Origin of the sequence: Bacillus cereus group sp. MYBK108-1 (genome assembly GCF_051917185.1) — a bacterium.
Lineage (GTDB): Bacteria > Bacillota > Bacilli > Bacillales > Bacillaceae_G > Bacillus_A > Bacillus_A cereus.
The window spans coordinates 16,180-32,122 of record NZ_JBQAHZ010000013.1; the positions used below are offsets into that span (position 1 = coordinate 16,180).

Consider the following 15,943-nt stretch of genomic DNA (forward strand, 5'->3'; position numbering starts at 1 on the left):
TCGAAAATGCTAACATGTAATATCCTTTACTGATGATCGCTCTACTAATTGAGGAATAATAGTAATTTTTTGCTTAGCATGTTCCTTCATTTCCATCGTTTTTAAGAGTTGTTCAAATGTACAAGCTGCCATTTGTGTAATTGGCTGTTCAATCGTCGTTAACCCAGGATCTGCAATCTCAGCATAGATTGTATTATCAAATCCGATAATTGATAAATCTTCTGGAATCGAAAGCCCTTGTTTTCTTGCTTCATTCAATAGGCATATAGCAATCAAATCTGTACAAGCAAAAACCGCTGTAGGTCTGTTAGGTAAATTAAGTAACTCTTTACTTGCACGTTTGCTATCTTCCACTGTCGAATAGCAACTAATGATAGCATCATCATCTAACAAAATCCCTGCATCCGTAAGAGCTTGTTTGAAACCATTCAGTCTTCCTAAGCTACTTTTTCGATCCTTCTCCATCATAATCGTTAAAGATGCATGGCCTTTCTGCGTCAGATAATTCCCAGCTAGATAGCCTCCCCTCATATCATCAGTTGTCACCACGTGAGTCGTGATAGAAGGATGATCTACAGTGAATAGTACAAGTGGCAAATCTCGATTTACGATTTTTTTTACAAGTTTATAATCATTTAGCTCCGTCGCAATAATAATGCCATCTACTTGCTTTTTAAATAATAAATCAATGTATTCATGCTCACGTTTTGTTTGATGGTCTGTACTACATAAAATGAGTGTATACCCTGATTCTCGTGCACTATTTTCAAAAGCTCTTGCTACTTCAGCAAAAAAAGGATTTGAGATATCTGGGACAAGTACCCCAATTGTATATGTTTTTTTACCTGTTAACGCTGCTGCTACACTACTTGGCTGGTAATCTAATTCATCCATTACCTGATTTACTTTGTTTATTGTTTTTTCACTAATACGCCCAGTTTGATTAATTACCTTAGATACAGTCGCTATTGATACACCTGCTTTTTCCGCAACATCATAAATTGTTGGTTTCACTTTAATTGTCCCTTCTTAATCATCTTTTTCTATATTTTATCATAAATATATTTTGCTTCTTGGTACACGAAAGGAATTCTTTTAAAATTTGTAAGTATTTCTATCTTTTAGTGTAGTGCTTCATATTTACGAGCTAATCAATCTTGATGATACACCGGTAGAAATATTTCACCGATTTGTTTATTAGACATCTGATGTCCATATGCAAGGCTCATTATAATCAGAAAATGCAGGAACGTTCATGGTTCTTTCTACCATTTACACCAACTCACAATAATTTCTAATCAATTATTGTAATTCCTAATATTAAGATGTAAAATAACATTATCTTATATGCGCTTAAGATAGATCGGAATAAGAAAAGGAACCCTTCTGGGTTCCTTTTTCTATGAAAAAATAAAAAAGTATCCTATTTAGATGCTCTGAACACCTAGTTTTTCTATATAACACTAATTCCTATCGCTATAAGGATACCACCCTACTAATATTGATAACTCTGGTAACCCAAATTAACCCACTATATCTATTTTCGTATTATACACCGTAAGTTTGTTAATATTAGAAAAAACAAGTCTCCAATTCCCCTGGAGCTGAGCAGTTAGTTCATTCTAACTGCTCTTTTTATTTTTTATCGTCACCCTTCCATAGTATCCCCATATGTTGTATAGAGATATCTCCTTCTAAATTTCACTGATGCCTCTTTCAAGTCCTAATACACATCGTAAAAAGAGCACTTTTAAAAAGCCCTCTTTTTACTTTGCATGTCACTCCCCTTACGATGAAGTAAGATCTTAACTTATGAATAATTTATTGAACCCCTGCTAATAATATAAATAAATTGGTAACAGCCAATCTGTATCCATAATGAATCTCTAATTTTCTTGAATTCTCCCTGAGGCAAGGCGGCTATTTTTTATAGCTGCCTTTCTTGTATAAATTATAAATATATGCACATACTATTAACGGAAGGCTTGAATCATTGTCATTGAAAATGTTCAGCACTTCCGCTCCTTAAGAGAACAGTCTACGCAACTGTTCTCTTTCCTATTTCCTTTTTTCACACATATAATATGACAAGCATTATTAACTCCGTTACAATCAATAGCATTTCAACATTCTCAACGTTTCCTCAACAATTTCTCAATATTTTTCATGGACAACAGCACACTTCCTCAACAGTTTTAATATCTTAATATTAGATACTCAAAGGAGGTGTTGAAAAATGACTTGGTTCATTATTTTAGGATTTATGCTTATTTTAATAATAAGCGGTTTTCATGCACATAGTATTCATATCGTTTTCAAAATAGGTTCAGATACAAAAGCTGTGCCAAGTTGGTCTTTCGTTAATAAAATAAACTTCCAAACATTAAAAGAATTAATAAAAGGACTAAATAAGGATAAACTTAAAATCCTTACAATAGGAGAACTTGTTATTCCTTTAAGTTTCTTTAATAGATTATTTAGCAAAACATTAATTTTTCTATTCCTATTCTTTTACTCTCAATACTTAAACTAACGTAATTTAAGATCAGTTAAAGAATAACAATCACTAAGCTTAGCAAGCCAACATTATTCAATCACCTATGATGAACTGGCCCCAAAGAGTTAAACAAAAATTAAGCGACCATCTGAATGTGAGTCCGGTATTGTACTGGACTCATTCCTTTTAACTGTACTTTGATTCTTTTGCGATTGTAATGACTTAGATAATTATCTAATACTATCTTAATATGTTCCATACTTTCAAATTTCATAAGATAAATTACTTTTGCTTTGTCTTGTTCTGGAATTCCTTCTCTTTTTCAACTAAAACCTTTAACTTTTTTAAATAATCTATTTCCATACGTAAACATTCATTTTCACCTTTTAATGCCTCTATAGCCCCTTCAATAGCTGCATTATCTAACTTTGATTTTGTATTTGTAATTCCCATAGCTGGATCCCCTTTCTTCTTTTATATAGGAAATCCATGTCTTATAAATCATATATTCCCCTTCATCTACGGACTATTTCAATGAATTCCTTATAAAAAACTATTCATTTATTTTCTTTGTTTTTAATCTATTTCTAAATATTTCAGATATACTCTTTGAAAAATCCCACTATATTCATTCCATATTTTTTTCTCCTAAATGAACCGTAATACATATTATCCACAACATATTTATAGGTTTTAATAGTATTTTTAACAAAATCTGCTTACATTTAAATAGACATACCACTTTAATCTGTCAACTCCACCTATATTGATAAATATGAAAAATCAAATTCATTTGACATTTCGATGACTTATAACAGGAAAATATATACATTAAATGAAACCTGATATATCTTTAGTTTGTAAGTTGTAGTTAGTTGGCCAACTTTCCCTACAATTTAATAATTTAAAATATGGGGGGATCTAAAATGAATCAAGTATTAAGAAAAAGTAAGAAAAAAATGATGTATCTAGTTGGTTCACTTCTAATTTCTCTATCAATGTTTTCAACTACTAGTTTTGCAGCTACAGAAGGTGCTGTAAAAAGTGTTACAAATAGTACCTATACTGGGATTGCAGCGGATATAAATCTACCAAAATCAGTTGTTGTTAAAGATGGGTATGTGAATTGGTATTTAGGTATTGGAGCATCTAAAGTTGAAGGTGGTATTTCTAAAACACCAAGTGGATATAAAGTATTTCTAAATTCAGGATATAATGAATCTGGTCAAAACAGTAAGTATTGGAACACACAGTATGATGCGTCAATTAAAGATGGTGATCGAGTAAACCTGAAAATAGTTAATAACGGAAATGGTACGGTTACTATGTATGTAAATGGAAACCCTAGATATGCAAATCAGCCTGTATATGGCTCATTTTCTCAATATGAACCAGTAAAAATGGTTCAGGGGGTTGAAGATACTGGACGTAACTCCTTTAGCCAAGCTAGCTTTTCAAATGTACTTCTAAGAACAGATATATCTGGGGCTACCTACAAAAGCTGGAACGGTTCAATTTCTTCCTCATTTTCAAGACACGGTACTTATGGTAACAATTTCACAGTTTATTCTCAAATACCATTAAGCGCAAGTTTACGTTAAGAATGTTTTTGAAATAATAATGCTTTGTGAAAAAAGTAGTTGCACTTGCAGCTACTTTTTTTATATAAATTACATTGTAATAGCTATTCGCACCAACATAAATAACATCTTTTAACTTTTTCAAAAAAAGCTATTTATTTAAATGTTATGTACAAAAAAGCGTAGAAATATTTAATTTCTACGCTTTTTATAAGTTAATCAATTCATTCATTTACTATTACAATTCTTCAAATTCATCAATTTCAGCTTTACGCTTTAAAAATAGTTCCATATCTTTATTCTCTCTTTCTATTAAACCAAGAGCATGTGTATCATCCAAGGCTAACTCTTTATATCCCCATATATAATCTATAGTTGTACCTTTGACATGTCTGTGTTCTGCACAATACCATTCTATAGGTTGTAACGCATCGGATATTTTAAATAATTCTGCTGGATACCATGATGGCATATTTTCACGTTCTCCTAAGATTAAATATGTTAATTCACCACTTTGTAATTTGCATATACCATAAACAATATACTCTTTTTCAATGGTTAAATTAAATGTTTCCTCTGTAATCTTAGATAGGTCATTACCGGTATTATATAAACAAGTTACTTTCATAACATATTCTCCTTATTTATTTTTATCTTTAAACTTAAAATTCAACAATTTCACCTGTCCTTCCTACATCAACTGCTTGATAATAACAAGCATAGATAGCTATTAAAAAGAGATTCATAATATTGCAGAGGGACAGAAATGGATTGAAGTAGAAAGAAACAATATGAAAGAAAATCAAATTGAGATAATATAAACCGTAAAAATTAAATATTTCCACGGTTTTATGTTTAACTAAGTTCCATTTAATTATTTTACAACAATATAGAATTTACCCGGCTTTTTTTCTCGTGCAAATACTTATCTTTCAATTTGTATTTCCTTACACCATATTTCTAATTTCATAGGAGGCATAATTATATTACAGGTATATAATTTTAAGCCCTCTTTTTCTACTTCACCAATTTCAATATCATGAAGAAAATACGGTAACTGTTCATATGTAAATGTTTTTATTGGTTTTTCTTTTACATATCCCATACTGTGTTTGAAATTTATTCTATAGCAACTGCTAAATCGAAAATCTACTTCGTCATTTTCAACCTTATAAGTTAGGTGTACCTCATCACCAAAATAGTCACATACTAATTTAGTAACCCATGCATCACAATAGTGTAACTTTTCAAATTCTGCTTGTTTTCTCTGTACGTTCATTTTCGACCTCAATTCTTACTTTTTATATGGAATATGAGCATCTGAACTTTTAGCATCCACATTACTCCTATTTACATCTAATGGATTTTTGTTTCATCTTATAAATGTACATGATTATATTTTGTTACTTTATCTGGTGAATCTATTCTTATTGTATCATTACCATCTTGAACGTGAACAAACCCATTATTCTTCCATAAAAATTATGCTGATTTAACTAACAAATCCATACTACTTTTTCTTCACTAGAACATCTTTTTAGCAATTTCACCTTAATTTTTTTATGTTTCCCCCAACAATATCTACAGTTTATGTTGGTCTTAATCCCTTGTATTCAATTACCTTATAATACGTTCTACATTAGATTAAAATATCTACTACACTAGTTGAATACATACTAGGGCAACATGCAAATCAAATAAACAATTAATTCAGAAATATTTTTAGAAACTTCATTATCCCAAAATTATTTTTTTTAAAATAAATCAAAAAATTTTCTTTACTTTAAATTCCATAGTTAATATAATCTTCTATGGAATTACATTTTTTTCTAAATAGCTCCTCATTTCTAAATATCCGAAAGGATAATTACAAAATTATTATACTCTTTTGTTTAACTAAGTAAAATAAAAATCCAGATTTTCACAAGGAGAAGTGACTGCATGCAAGATATTTTAAAACTATTTCCGAGCGTTGATGGAAATGAAGAAAAACAACACCTTTTATTAGAATCTATGCAGAAAATAATTAAAAATCTTGACCGATTAAAAAATGAAGAGCGAGCTACTTTAGGTAAATGTGAGGAAAAATCAGAAGGATACTACAATAGCTTAATTCAACAAAGTCATATACCACTAGATGGAATCACTATGTCTGAGGTTATAGAAGAGCTAAACCAATTTATGAATGGTCATCCTTATCCAAATAAGTATTACTTGTCTAACGCGGTACCACTACCAAGTATACCTTCAATATTAGGTCTAATGACCATGGCCCTTCTAAATGGTAATGGTGTTTGGGATGTATATGGTCCGGGAGCAGCTGAAGCAGAAGTAAAAGTTGTATCTATGCTTTCAAAACTGATTGGTTATAATCCGCATAATAGCGGTGGCTATACAACATGGGGTGGACAAGGATGCGTGTTTTCGAGCTTACGCTTAGCAATTTCTAAACAATTCCCATCAGCAAAAGAATATGGTGCTCCACAAAATGTATATTGCTTTGCTTCTGAAAATGCACACTATAGTTTATTAAAATCAGCTGAAGCAACTGGCATTGGATCAAATCACCTAATTAAAGTGAAAACTGATCCTTATTCAAATTCTATGGATATAGATGATTTAGAGGCCAAAATGATACAAGTTATTAATAATGGCGGTATCCCCCTTTATATTCTAGCTACTATGGGGTCAACAGATACTTTTACCATTGATGATATAAAAAAAATTAAAGAGAGCGCTGAAGCAATACAAAAAAAATATAAATTAAAACCTATTTATATCCATGCGGATTCTGCAATGGGTGGATTCTATAGTTTCTTTAATAATTATAATTTCGAAGAAAATCCACTTTCATTTGAACCGAACTTAAAAAATGCTTTACTATACGTACAAGATAAAATGCAATACATGGCACTTGCTGATAGTGTATGTTTTGATTTTCATAAATTAGGACAAACACCTTATGCTTCAAGTATTTTAATCGTAAAAAATCATACTGATTTACAACTGATGGACATTGAACAAGATGATACACCTTATCTTGGTAATAGATCATATGGGAGTTATCATACAGGTTATACATTAGAATGTTCACGAGCTGGTAGTGCTATTCCAATGTATATCAATCTATTAGCCTTTGGAATTGAAGGATACCAAAAATTATTAGCAAATTATATTCGTGTAAATCTATTATTTAGAGAGAAGTTACGCAAGGCCCTACCTCAAGTCGCAATCACAAATGATTTTACATATGGACCAATTACAACTTTTCGTTTCTATATGAATGGAGATGGCCACGAAAATTGGGAAAAAGAAAGAATAGGTCTTGCAACAAAAGAAGAGATTGAGGATACAAATCGATTAAATATAGAACTATTTAATTACCTAGGAAAAAATCGTGATCAAGTATTTTTTGGCGATACAACTCGTTCTTGTGAAGTAGATGTAATAAATAGATGTGATAGAAATCCGATTTCTACATTAAAATTCTTTTCTATCTCTCCATATACAACTATTGAATGTATAGATGAAATCGTAGCATTTCTTTATGAACATATTTCGATTGCTACTAAACAGATTCATTCATATGTTTCATAACCATATTTGTTAGCGCTTTAATAGTTAAACTTAACTAAATGAAATAAAATTTTTAATCCTTTTAATTACTATTCACTATATCAGGAAAGAGGAAAAACATATGAATATAGAGCTACTTGATACACACCACGTGAAAGATGCAGCACATTTACTTGCACATTCTTTTGTGAATAATGAACCTCTTGTAAGCAGTTTACAAATTCCTTTTGCTCCTTTTCACAAAATGTGCGAAGAAATGATGAAACAAGCTGTATCTCAAGCTATGTCATTTGTAGCAATAGAAAACTTTCAAATTGTTGGGGTTCTTTTAACAAAAAAAGTAACCCAGCCACTAATAGATGCAGATAAAGCGAATGAACTATGCCCACAAATGGAACCTATTTTTCAACTTTTAGATACATTAGAGACAGAATCTATTGAGTTTTCTCATTTAGATAAAGAAAAATTGGTCTATCTAGATATGGGCGCTTGTCATCCCGATTGGATGGGAAGTGGTATAGTCACTACCCTGCTTTCACATGCCATTCAAGAAATAAGTAAAAGAGATTTTGATTTTATTGCTGCTTGTACAAATAAAATTTCTCAAAAAATCCTAAAAAAACTGTGTACGACCTATGAAATGAATGAAATAGTGTATAGTAATTTTCTTTATAAGGGAGCATACCCATTTGCTAATACAACAACTTCCTTAACAGCTCAATTATTATATATACCTCAATCTCAATTTGTCATTGAAGCTATATAAATTTGTGAAGAAAACTAGCTGTACTTTTGTGCAGCTAGTTTTTTATACAGAATAAGTTAGTGATAGACATCTAAGTTAACATAAGTGTGACCTTTCACAATTTAACTTCCTCAAATTTACTAGCTACTTTCTCAGCATGCCATATTTCTCTGCTTAGCCTATCTAAAGATCGCCCTTATATTTCATAATGTTTTAATTTCATACGCTCAATTATTTCATCTATACAAGTAACTTAGACACCTCTCTCTATTTTAATGTCTAATCTTTTACTTTTTAAGTAACGAGTGATACATAGTCTCTCACTCTTAAACATTTTAAAACACATTACTTCATCCCCCTTAATATTCCCTATAATTCTGACGGTTACACTTCCCTTCCGCTTCGTTTATCTATTCATATTCCATACCATATATTTACCTAATCTTCCTCAAAGAATCCAATGTAAAATTCTTGATAAAAGGAAACAAACGTTTCATATGTAGGGCATTTAAGAAAAAGAGTGAGAATTAATGGATTTCCCTTTCTCCTCATCTTTTTTAGAAGTTCTTTTAGATCTAATTCTATTGCATCCCTGCTACATAACATTCCACTAATCAACATCATATTATATAGATTCTTAAAAATTATACCAAATCATTAAAGGAATCTCCTTTCCCCTATCGAATTATTGTAGAGGAAAGGAGAGGAATACATGGAAATTCTAGGATTAGATCCTCGCGCATTAGCGACTTTAGGTGCACTTGAATACACCAATCGACGCAATAAATTAATTGAAGACTCAGAGAATAACATATACGAGTGTAAAGAAATAAAAGAAATAAAAGAAATAAAAGAAATACTTCAATCACTTCCTAAAGAGAAGTAGATTGAGGTTCTTGAGAATCAAGCTCACTTTGAAGCTGTGGCAAAGATGATTGAACAAAACAATTTAATTCTTTTAGAACAGCTGAAAGCTCTACAGCTAATTCAGAAATAATAAAATTATGAATGATTAATTCTACATATGCTTCCATAAATAATGTATCTTTATTTATAACAAAAGCCTCTGCTTTTACAGGGGCTTTTGTTATGCGTTGATTCATAATTTGAATTTGAATAGTTTCTTTCACATGAATGAATAGATTTTCTAATAAACCTGGTGTGAACTCTAGTTCTTGTTTTTCAATCTCCTCTGTAACAGCACTTATAGATTCCCATAGTACCTTTGCACCTAATAGTTCTGCTAATCGTTTTTCACGCATTTCAAATATTTTTATATCCATATATAGTACTATTAACCAACCTCTCCCGACTTATTTATTCTACAAAAACCATAATTATCCTCTTATATAAATAACACAAAAGCCATCACCGAAGTGCAGCTTTAAAATAAATTTTTTGTTTAGCTATCTTTCATTTCCGAATAATATTTTTAACCCTGTTGATACTATTTCTGTAACTTAAAGTTACAAATTATTTCTGTAAGCGTAGCGTTTCTTTTGTACAACGAGCAGTTAGTTTTATTAACTAGCTGCTTTGTTGTGCAAAATGAAGTTTTTGTCCAAGTTTTTCACCATTCGATAAAATAAACATAATAATAGTTAATGAACAGACATTTATAATCAATCTCCTAAGGAGCACTTTAATTAGGTGCTCCTTTCTACATATACAATTTAGATATCGTTGCGATATATAACTTTGAAGTTATCTCCATCTTTTCCCCGGCTTAACACTGTACGTGCGACTTTCATTGCATACAGCGTCCCATCTTATCCTTTTATACTAAAGCAACTAGATTACAAACAATGTTGTACTCACCGATGTATTCATTCCCTTTTCTTTCGAAAAGTCCCATCATCTTACTCGATCCTGTGAGTTACATATAGTTGATTTAGTTTTCAACGAATAAGACTAGGGACTATCCCTCCACATTTGTTACATGCTTCGTTGATACTGTGTCCCCACCTTCACAAGAACAAATCAATTTCGGTTCGTTAGAACCGTATATGCACCTGTCTGCTAGTAGGCTTTGGTGACATTTTCTTGCTTACCACGTTCCGATTGACTTAGCTATACATATATCCTTAGGTGCTTGCTGTAAGCCTGTTATCTTTACATCCTCATCGTTAGATGTTCCGAATTTCATATCATTTACTCTTACTTTTCGGTAGATAACATCGTCATCAACGACATACACATTTCTAATGTATTAATCCTTTAGAGCCGTACATTCTCACCATAGATATTTTGTAGCATCCCGACCTATCCATTACCATATGATTTCTCACTTAGGTTTTGTTCAGCTAACTTCACCTAGCTTCATACAATTTGTGACTATTATCATGCCTTGCATGTAGGAGTACTAGATAAGTAGTTTAAGCTCAACCTGGCGTTTTCCATTCCTACCTTCAGTCAAACAGTTGTTGTCATCAAATTAATAACCCTCCTATTTCGTGTTTGCACACTTATAAGGAAACGTGTCGTGCAAATAAGAATTTTATTTAGTTTTCTAGTTACTCTGGATTCCCATAAATGCTACCGAAAACTTAAGCCTTCTATCTCATCCTAATCAAATACCATATAGCATAGCTCGATATACTCGTTATCTCCCACCCCATAATTCCGATCCATATCATTTGGAACTTTGAATAACTGATTACTAAATCATACAATATCTCCTTCATAAACCTCCTTACCATTTTTATCTTTTAAAAGTGTATATAGTAGTATTTCACAGTAATCCTGTTGATCATGAACGAATATCCAAGCACTTTATACTGCTACCACATACACTATAGGATGTTTGGAATTTACTACATTATTTGAAATTAGAGTTAGGAGGATTTAATATGGCAAATTGTAAAGGTTTAGCTTGTTTTTTATTCTCTTCATGGCCAACAGGTACAGTTGTTACAGTTACTACTAGATCAGGTCAAATTATTGGACCTGCTACTTTTTCACTGTTCTTTCCAAATCTTTGTGCGGTGGTATTGGTAGAAGAAGATGTGCTGACCCCCTCTTCAACCAATACTATATTCATAAGTTGTGAAGATATAGAAAGCGTTACTTTAACCACACCTTAAGATGATTTAAATGGTTCTAGTTCAATCTATAAAAAAGACATTCTAATGAATGTCTTTTTTATGAAAAAATCTAATCAGAATAATCACAAATGTATTATTCTATTCTATTTTATCTATCACTTCAATAATTTTCTTTAATTTAATTTTTTCCCCTTCTAAGGGTTACTTGTCTACACATCCTTCTACATACTTTCATATGATACAGTATATTGTTTAAAGGAGGGACAAATTTGTTCTTATGTAATTTATTTCGTTGTTCAGGTGGAGTATGTAGTATTTTTAAAAATTTACAACCAGGCGAAGTCGTTACTGTGACTGGTAAATCTGGAAATATTATTGGACCTGCTATTTTTACAAATTTTAACCCTAATACTTGTATCGTCACATTAGAAGAGGAAAATTCACTTACTCCTCCTACTATAAGTATTACTAAGATCAGTTGTAAAGAAATAGAAAGTGTTACGTTTAGCTCATAATATATTTTATACCTAAAGCAGGGATTGAAATATGAAACTCTTATACATTACTTCTGGTTACTCAAAAATCTATCAATATCTAGATCAAAGCATACAGAGAACACTTATCAATCAAAATTTCGAATGGTTAGCAGTACAGCCGAGTGAATTAATAGAGCAATTAGATTTCATTACAACAACGTTTCATCCTGATATTGTTTTCACCTTATTAGGTAATCATCTACCACAAATAGCCATTCAATATTTTAAAAAAAGGAACATTAAATTAGCTGTCTGGTTAACTGAGGACCCATTTTATATAGACACTTCTCTTCTTCTATTAAATAACTTTGATTTTATATTTACTATCGATAGTGAAGCACTTAAATATTACACAAGTTTAGGATATACCAATGTATATCACTTACCATTAGCAACTAATATAGATGTATTTAAACCTGGTCTAAAAAATTCAAAATATAAAAGTGAAGTATTGTTCATTGGATACCCTTATCCAACCCGAGTAAAATTAATACAGTTTCTTTTGGAAAAAACTCCTTATCACTATACTGTTATTGGTCAACATTGGAGAAATAAGTTAATTAAAAAATGGAAAAATCACCGAAGAATTAAGATTATAGAAGAATGGATTCCACCTCAAGAAGTTGCGTTCTATTATAATAACGCTAGTCTCATATTAAATCCTCATCGTAGTTATATGTTTCCACAGAATAAAAATAAAAATAGAGTAAAAAGTAATACCATTAATAATCGTACATTTGATATCGCCGCTTGCCAAGGCTTTCAAATTATAGAAGAAAAATCTGATCTTTCATCTTTCTTCAATAAAGATGAAATTATATCCTATAACAGCTTTAATGATTGTTTAAATAAGATATCTCTTCATTTGAATGATACGATTTCAAAAGGATTAATGATCGAAAAAATTCACACAAAAGTTATTACACAACATACTTTTCATGAGAGAATCAATTTTATAACGACTATATTACGATCACAACTTAATTGATTTATTAAATTAAAAATTTCTTTTCTTTTATAATCATTCTGAATAAATTAAAATGCCTTTTCAATTTTATGAAAAGGCATTTTAATTTATCTTTTCCCGTCAGAAGACTCCCTCCTTACTTTTCCTGAAGGTGTGCTAGCACTAACAAATAGGTAGGAGGTGCATGTCGGTTAGCGTAAGCTAACTTGTTTGCTACTATATACTTGAAATGAATTTTTATTAGTATTTCAGTATACTCTATCAAATTAAATCCCATGAAATAGGTGTTCCTTTTTTGATATCCTTACTCGCTTTCTTTCCGAGAATTTTGGATAAGTGTTTTGGCAATAAACCATTACCTGGTCTGATAGCTTTAATATTTTCATTCGTGAATACTTCTCCCACTTTTATGTCTTCTACAACATATAATGACCTTCTAAACTTTAAAGAGTCTTTTTCTAAATTAGTTGGTCCATAATATACATTACCTAAAGATTCCCATGCTTTTTCAGTTTCACTTACTAATAATTTAAATTCAGCAGGTTCCATTGAAAATTCAGCGTCTACACCTCCGTCAGACCTCGAGAGTGTTAAATGTTTCTCAATTACTGTGGCCCCCAAAGCAACACTTGCTACAGATACCCCTACTCCAAGTGTATGATCAGATAAACCTATTTCACATTTAAATAACTCCTTCATATGAGGTATGGTAGTTATGTTTGTAGATTTTGGTGATGCAGGATACGTACTTGTACATTTTAATAGAATTAATTCTTTACATCCCTCTTCTCTTGCAGCCCTTACTGTTTCATCTAATTCAGCAACTGAAGCCATACCTGTCGAAATAATTATTGGTTTTCCTGTTGCGGCTACTTTACGTATGAGGGGAATATCAGTATTTTCAAAAGATGCGATTTTATAACAAGAAACATTTAATGACTCTAGAAAATCTACAGCAGTTTCATCAAATGGCGTACTAAATGGTATCATTCCTAATTCTGTACAGCGATCAAAAATTGGTTTATGCCACTCCCATGGTGTATATGCTTCTTTATATAAATGATAAAGTGATTTACCTTTCCATAAGCTGTTCGTATCCTGAATTAAAAAATCACCATTTTCTATATTTAAAGTCATTGTATCAGGTGTATATGTTTGAATTTTAAATCCCTGTGCTCCAGCCTCTGCAGCTGCTTCTACAATTTGCAATGCTCTACCTAATGATTGATTATGATTCCCTGACATTTCTGCAATAATAAATGGTGGCGAGTTATTGCCAATCTCTCTACCGCCGATATATACATTACTCATGTTTTTCACCTTCAAGTTCTTTTTTTATAGCTTTTTTCCTTTCCATCCATTGCTCATAAAACAGTGTCATTTTAATGACATCGATATATTCATTACCCTTGCAAATATGGTTCACATATCTTCCATTTTCTACGAACCCAAGTTTCTGATGAAAGTTTAAACTAATACGATTTAATTCTAATATTTCTGCACACACTTTTTGTATGCCTTTTGTTTCAAAAATAAAATCTAATGCTAATAAACCTAATACAGTTCCAGCACGCCTTACGCTTTGTTTGTCACCTATATAAAATCCCCAATAACAAGTCCGATTCATTTTGTCTATTTTTGTAAAATTAACAAATCCAATTGGTTTTTCTTTATATATTAATAATCTTGCAATCTTTGTATCATCCATTTCTAGTTTTTTATACCATTTTAAATGTTCGTCTATTGTAATTTCATGATTTTCATACATAACCGTACGTATTTCTTTTGTATTCCTCCACTTTAAAATAAGTTCTAAATCTTTCTTTTCTAAACTTTTCAATTGAAAATCCCCTATATCTAACATGCTATCCTCCTAAAATAATTTTTGCTATTTCATCTGAATTACTGGCACACTGTATAGAAAGAGCCTTATTAGACATTTCTTTCACTATTTTAGAATTTGATAAAAGCTTCCTTAGACATTTCGTAATCGTTTCATCCGAAACACTTTCAGCTGTACCAATATTCCATGTAGCTCCAGCTTTCGACACAGCCTGGGTTACTTCAATTTGATTTGGAGCAGTTGTAATTGTTATAGAAGGTAATCCAAGAAAGCAGCGTTCCCATGTGGTTGTGCCACCAGCTCCTATCCCTAAATCCGCTCGTACGATAAACTCTTCCATATTCTCTATTTGACAATAGAACGAGGCATTAGAAATACTCCTGCAATAAGATTCAACCTCTTCTTTATGGGGATTTTGACTTCCTACTACTACATCTACTTTTAAAGTATCGCTACTTATATTTTGTATAGCTCTTAATGTTTTTAATGTTTCATTCGTTGCATCATGCCCCCCAAAAAATATAAAGATGCGTTCAATCTCACCTGTTCTTTTTCTTGAAAATTTTTTAGCAGCATGAAACTCTGGTCGTAATATGGCATATTTAGGTCCTAATTTCACTAATGATTGCTCTGGTAATAAATCTTTATAGCGACCATTAAGGTTATCATATAAATTTTGGTCTAGTAATAAATCACAGTCATGCATTCGATTTGCAAGATCATCAATTACCATAATCTTTCTTACAGTTTTTCTTAAAGCAGTCTCCCACTTATTATCTAATCCATAATGATCAACAATTAACCAATCAAACTTGGGAAGTTGCGACAAAATATCATTGGTCTGTTGTACATCAACAAACCAATGATATTTTAGCCAATTCAAATAACTCCCGTGTACTGTACTTGAGAAATTCGTATTTTCACCATCTGCATCTAATAAAAACACATGAAATCCCTTATTTAAAATATATTGCTGCAGATCACCTTGCAGCTTACGGCAAATGAAATAAATCTGAGCACCTTTATTCCGTAACTCATGGGCAAGTGTTAAACAACGCATAATATGGCCGGTCCCTATTTCAATAGATGCGTCGGCGCGAAAGACAATTTTTTTCTCAAGCAAGTTACTCCCTCCTCACTAAAAGCGCTACAATT

At 31.5% G+C, this 15,943-nt stretch carries 18 protein-coding genes; 8 read left to right on the forward strand and 10 right to left on the reverse strand.

Annotation, left to right across the window (positions count from 1 at the left end; all coding sequences use genetic code 11):
- Nucleotides 1-9: 9 nt before the first annotated feature.
- Nucleotides 10-1,014 carry a LacI family DNA-binding transcriptional regulator gene (locus ACTFSL_RS17965; RefSeq protein ID WP_088338156.1) on the reverse strand — a complete coding sequence of 335 codons (1,005 nt, stop codon included), beginning with the start codon at nucleotides 1,012-1,014 and terminating at the stop codon, nucleotides 10-12.
- 1,222 nt (nucleotides 1,015-2,236) lie between these two features.
- Between ACTFSL_RS17965 and ACTFSL_RS17970 the strand changes: the two genes are divergently transcribed.
- Entirely contained in the window at nucleotides 2,237-2,533 is a 297-nt protein-coding gene (locus ACTFSL_RS17970; RefSeq protein ID WP_050844914.1) for a hypothetical protein, read from the forward strand.
- A 100-nt stretch (nucleotides 2,534-2,633) separates the two neighbouring features.
- Here the strand turns inward: ACTFSL_RS17970 and ACTFSL_RS17975 are convergent, their stop codons facing one another.
- The gene (locus tag ACTFSL_RS17975) at nucleotides 2,634-2,771 is read right to left on the reverse strand and encodes an IS3 family transposase (protein ID WP_088338155.1); all 138 of its coding nucleotides are present in this window, start codon (nucleotides 2,769-2,771) and stop codon (nucleotides 2,634-2,636) included.
- Nucleotides 2,772-2,779: 8 nt separating this feature from the next.
- The gene (locus ACTFSL_RS17980) at nucleotides 2,780-2,950 is read right to left on the reverse strand and encodes a hypothetical protein (protein WP_167754534.1); all 171 of its coding nucleotides are present in this window, start codon (nucleotides 2,948-2,950) and stop codon (nucleotides 2,780-2,782) included.
- 473 nt (nucleotides 2,951-3,423) lie between these two features.
- Between ACTFSL_RS17980 and ACTFSL_RS17985 the strand changes: the two genes are divergently transcribed.
- On the forward strand, nucleotides 3,424-4,098 hold the full coding sequence (locus ACTFSL_RS17985) for a hypothetical protein (RefSeq protein WP_088338154.1): 675 nt from the start codon (nucleotides 3,424-3,426) through the stop codon (nucleotides 4,096-4,098).
- A gap of 217 nt (nucleotides 4,099-4,315) precedes the next feature.
- Here ACTFSL_RS17985 and ACTFSL_RS17990 read toward each other — a convergent pair whose 3' ends face one another.
- Complete coding sequence (locus ACTFSL_RS17990) at nucleotides 4,316-4,705, reverse strand: hypothetical protein (RefSeq protein ID WP_088338153.1); 390 nt, start codon at nucleotides 4,703-4,705, stop codon at nucleotides 4,316-4,318.
- A 297-nt stretch (nucleotides 4,706-5,002) separates the two neighbouring features.
- Entirely contained in the window at nucleotides 5,003-5,356 is a 354-nt protein-coding gene (locus tag ACTFSL_RS17995) for a hypothetical protein (protein WP_088338152.1), read from the reverse strand.
- 662 nt (nucleotides 5,357-6,018) lie between these two features.
- On the opposite strand from ACTFSL_RS17995, the gene ACTFSL_RS18000 reads away from it, so the two are divergent.
- From ACTFSL_RS18000 to ACTFSL_RS18010, 3 genes are all read left to right on the forward strand, one after another.
- Nucleotides 6,019-7,674 carry a pyridoxal phosphate-dependent decarboxylase family protein gene (locus tag ACTFSL_RS18000; RefSeq protein WP_088338151.1) on the forward strand — a complete coding sequence of 552 codons (1,656 nt, stop codon included), beginning with the start codon at nucleotides 6,019-6,021 and terminating at the stop codon, nucleotides 7,672-7,674.
- 100 nt (nucleotides 7,675-7,774) lie between these two features.
- Complete coding sequence (locus ACTFSL_RS18005) at nucleotides 7,775-8,419, forward strand: hypothetical protein (protein WP_088338150.1); 645 nt, start codon at nucleotides 7,775-7,777, stop codon at nucleotides 8,417-8,419.
- A 691-nt stretch (nucleotides 8,420-9,110) separates the two neighbouring features.
- The gene (locus tag ACTFSL_RS18010) at nucleotides 9,111-9,284 is read left to right on the forward strand and encodes a hypothetical protein (RefSeq protein WP_179205479.1); all 174 of its coding nucleotides are present in this window, start codon (nucleotides 9,111-9,113) and stop codon (nucleotides 9,282-9,284) included.
- On the opposite strand, the gene ACTFSL_RS18015 is transcribed toward ACTFSL_RS18010, so the two are convergent.
- Both ACTFSL_RS18015 and ACTFSL_RS18020 read right to left on the reverse strand, forming a co-directional pair.
- Nucleotides 9,271-9,681, reverse strand: a complete 411-nt coding sequence (locus tag ACTFSL_RS18015; protein WP_179205478.1) for a hypothetical protein — start codon at nucleotides 9,679-9,681, stop codon at nucleotides 9,271-9,273. The genes ACTFSL_RS18010 and ACTFSL_RS18015 overlap by 14 nt on opposite strands.
- Before the next feature lie 1,381 nt (nucleotides 9,682-11,062).
- Entirely contained in the window at nucleotides 11,063-11,161 is a 99-nt protein-coding gene (locus ACTFSL_RS18020; RefSeq protein ID WP_142292797.1) for a YopX family protein, read from the reverse strand.
- An 86-nt stretch (nucleotides 11,162-11,247) separates the two neighbouring features.
- Here ACTFSL_RS18020 and ACTFSL_RS18025 point away from each other — a divergent pair, with 86 nt between their 5' ends.
- The 3 genes from ACTFSL_RS18025 (at nucleotide 11,248) to ACTFSL_RS18035 (ending at nucleotide 12,966) form a co-directional block, all read left to right on the forward strand.
- A complete protein-coding gene (locus ACTFSL_RS18025) occupies nucleotides 11,248-11,481 on the forward strand; it encodes a hypothetical protein (protein WP_001262458.1) in 234 nt (77 codons plus the stop codon).
- A gap of 230 nt (nucleotides 11,482-11,711) precedes the next feature.
- On the forward strand, nucleotides 11,712-11,957 hold the full coding sequence (locus ACTFSL_RS18030; RefSeq protein WP_000477974.1) for a hypothetical protein: 246 nt from the start codon (nucleotides 11,712-11,714) through the stop codon (nucleotides 11,955-11,957).
- Nucleotides 11,958-11,988: 31 nt separating this feature from the next.
- Nucleotides 11,989-12,966, forward strand: coding sequence for a CgeB family protein (locus ACTFSL_RS18035; RefSeq protein WP_000772277.1), 978 nt, complete (start codon nucleotides 11,989-11,991; stop codon nucleotides 12,964-12,966).
- 240 nt (nucleotides 12,967-13,206) lie between these two features.
- Here ACTFSL_RS18035 and pseI read toward each other — a convergent pair whose 3' ends face one another.
- From pseI to pseG, 3 genes are read right to left on the reverse strand one after another with little or no spacing between them, the layout of a single operon-like run.
- Nucleotides 13,207-14,256 (reverse strand): pseudaminic acid synthase, encoded by a 1,050-nt coding sequence (gene pseI / locus ACTFSL_RS18040; RefSeq protein ID WP_088338148.1) that lies wholly within the window; start codon nucleotides 14,254-14,256, stop codon nucleotides 13,207-13,209.
- Nucleotides 14,249-14,809, reverse strand: coding sequence for a UDP-4-amino-4,6-dideoxy-N-acetyl-beta-L-altrosamine N-acetyltransferase (gene pseH / locus ACTFSL_RS18045; RefSeq protein WP_088338147.1), 561 nt, complete (start codon nucleotides 14,807-14,809; stop codon nucleotides 14,249-14,251). Before pseH ends, pseI begins: the two co-directional genes overlap by 8 nt.
- Nucleotide 14,810: 1 nt before the next feature.
- On the reverse strand, nucleotides 14,811-15,911 hold the full coding sequence (gene pseG, locus ACTFSL_RS18050; RefSeq protein ID WP_088338146.1) for a UDP-2,4-diacetamido-2,4,6-trideoxy-beta-L-altropyranose hydrolase: 1,101 nt from the start codon (nucleotides 15,909-15,911) through the stop codon (nucleotides 14,811-14,813).
- Nucleotides 15,912-15,943 lie beyond the last annotated feature (32 nt).

Excerpts from the sequence above, each read along its gene's own strand:
- ACTFSL_RS18025 (WP_001262458.1), top strand. The coding sequence starts at position 11,248 with ATGGCAAATTGTAAAGGTTTAGCTTGTTTTTTATTCTCTTCATGGCCA.
- ACTFSL_RS17975 (WP_088338155.1), bottom strand. The coding sequence starts at position 2,771 with ATGAAATTTGAAAGTATGGAACATATTAAGATAGTATTAGATAATTAT.
- ACTFSL_RS17995 (WP_088338152.1), bottom strand. The coding sequence starts at position 5,356 with ATGAACGTACAGAGAAAACAAGCAGAATTTGAAAAGTTACACTATTGT.
- ACTFSL_RS17985 (WP_088338154.1), top strand. The coding sequence starts at position 3,424 with ATGAATCAAGTATTAAGAAAAAGTAAGAAAAAAATGATGTATCTAGTT.
- ACTFSL_RS17970 (WP_050844914.1), top strand. The coding sequence starts at position 2,237 with ATGACTTGGTTCATTATTTTAGGATTTATGCTTATTTTAATAATAAGC.
- pseH (WP_088338147.1), bottom strand. The coding sequence starts at position 14,809 with ATGTTAGATATAGGGGATTTTCAATTGAAAAGTTTAGAAAAGAAAGAT.
- ACTFSL_RS18035 (WP_000772277.1), top strand. The coding sequence starts at position 11,989 with ATGAAACTCTTATACATTACTTCTGGTTACTCAAAAATCTATCAATAT.
- ACTFSL_RS18005 (WP_088338150.1), top strand. The coding sequence starts at position 7,775 with ATGAATATAGAGCTACTTGATACACACCACGTGAAAGATGCAGCACAT.
- ACTFSL_RS18010 (WP_179205479.1), top strand. The coding sequence starts at position 9,111 with ATGGAAATTCTAGGATTAGATCCTCGCGCATTAGCGACTTTAGGTGCA.
- pseI (WP_088338148.1), bottom strand. The coding sequence starts at position 14,256 with ATGAGTAATGTATATATCGGCGGTAGAGAGATTGGCAATAACTCGCCA.
- ACTFSL_RS17980 (WP_167754534.1), bottom strand. The coding sequence starts at position 2,950 with ATGGGAATTACAAATACAAAATCAAAGTTAGATAATGCAGCTATTGAA.
- ACTFSL_RS18000 (WP_088338151.1), top strand. The coding sequence starts at position 6,019 with ATGCAAGATATTTTAAAACTATTTCCGAGCGTTGATGGAAATGAAGAA.
- ACTFSL_RS17990 (WP_088338153.1), bottom strand. The coding sequence starts at position 4,705 with ATGAAAGTAACTTGTTTATATAATACCGGTAATGACCTATCTAAGATT.
- ACTFSL_RS18015 (WP_179205478.1), bottom strand. The coding sequence starts at position 9,681 with ATGGATATAAAAATATTTGAAATGCGTGAAAAACGATTAGCAGAACTA.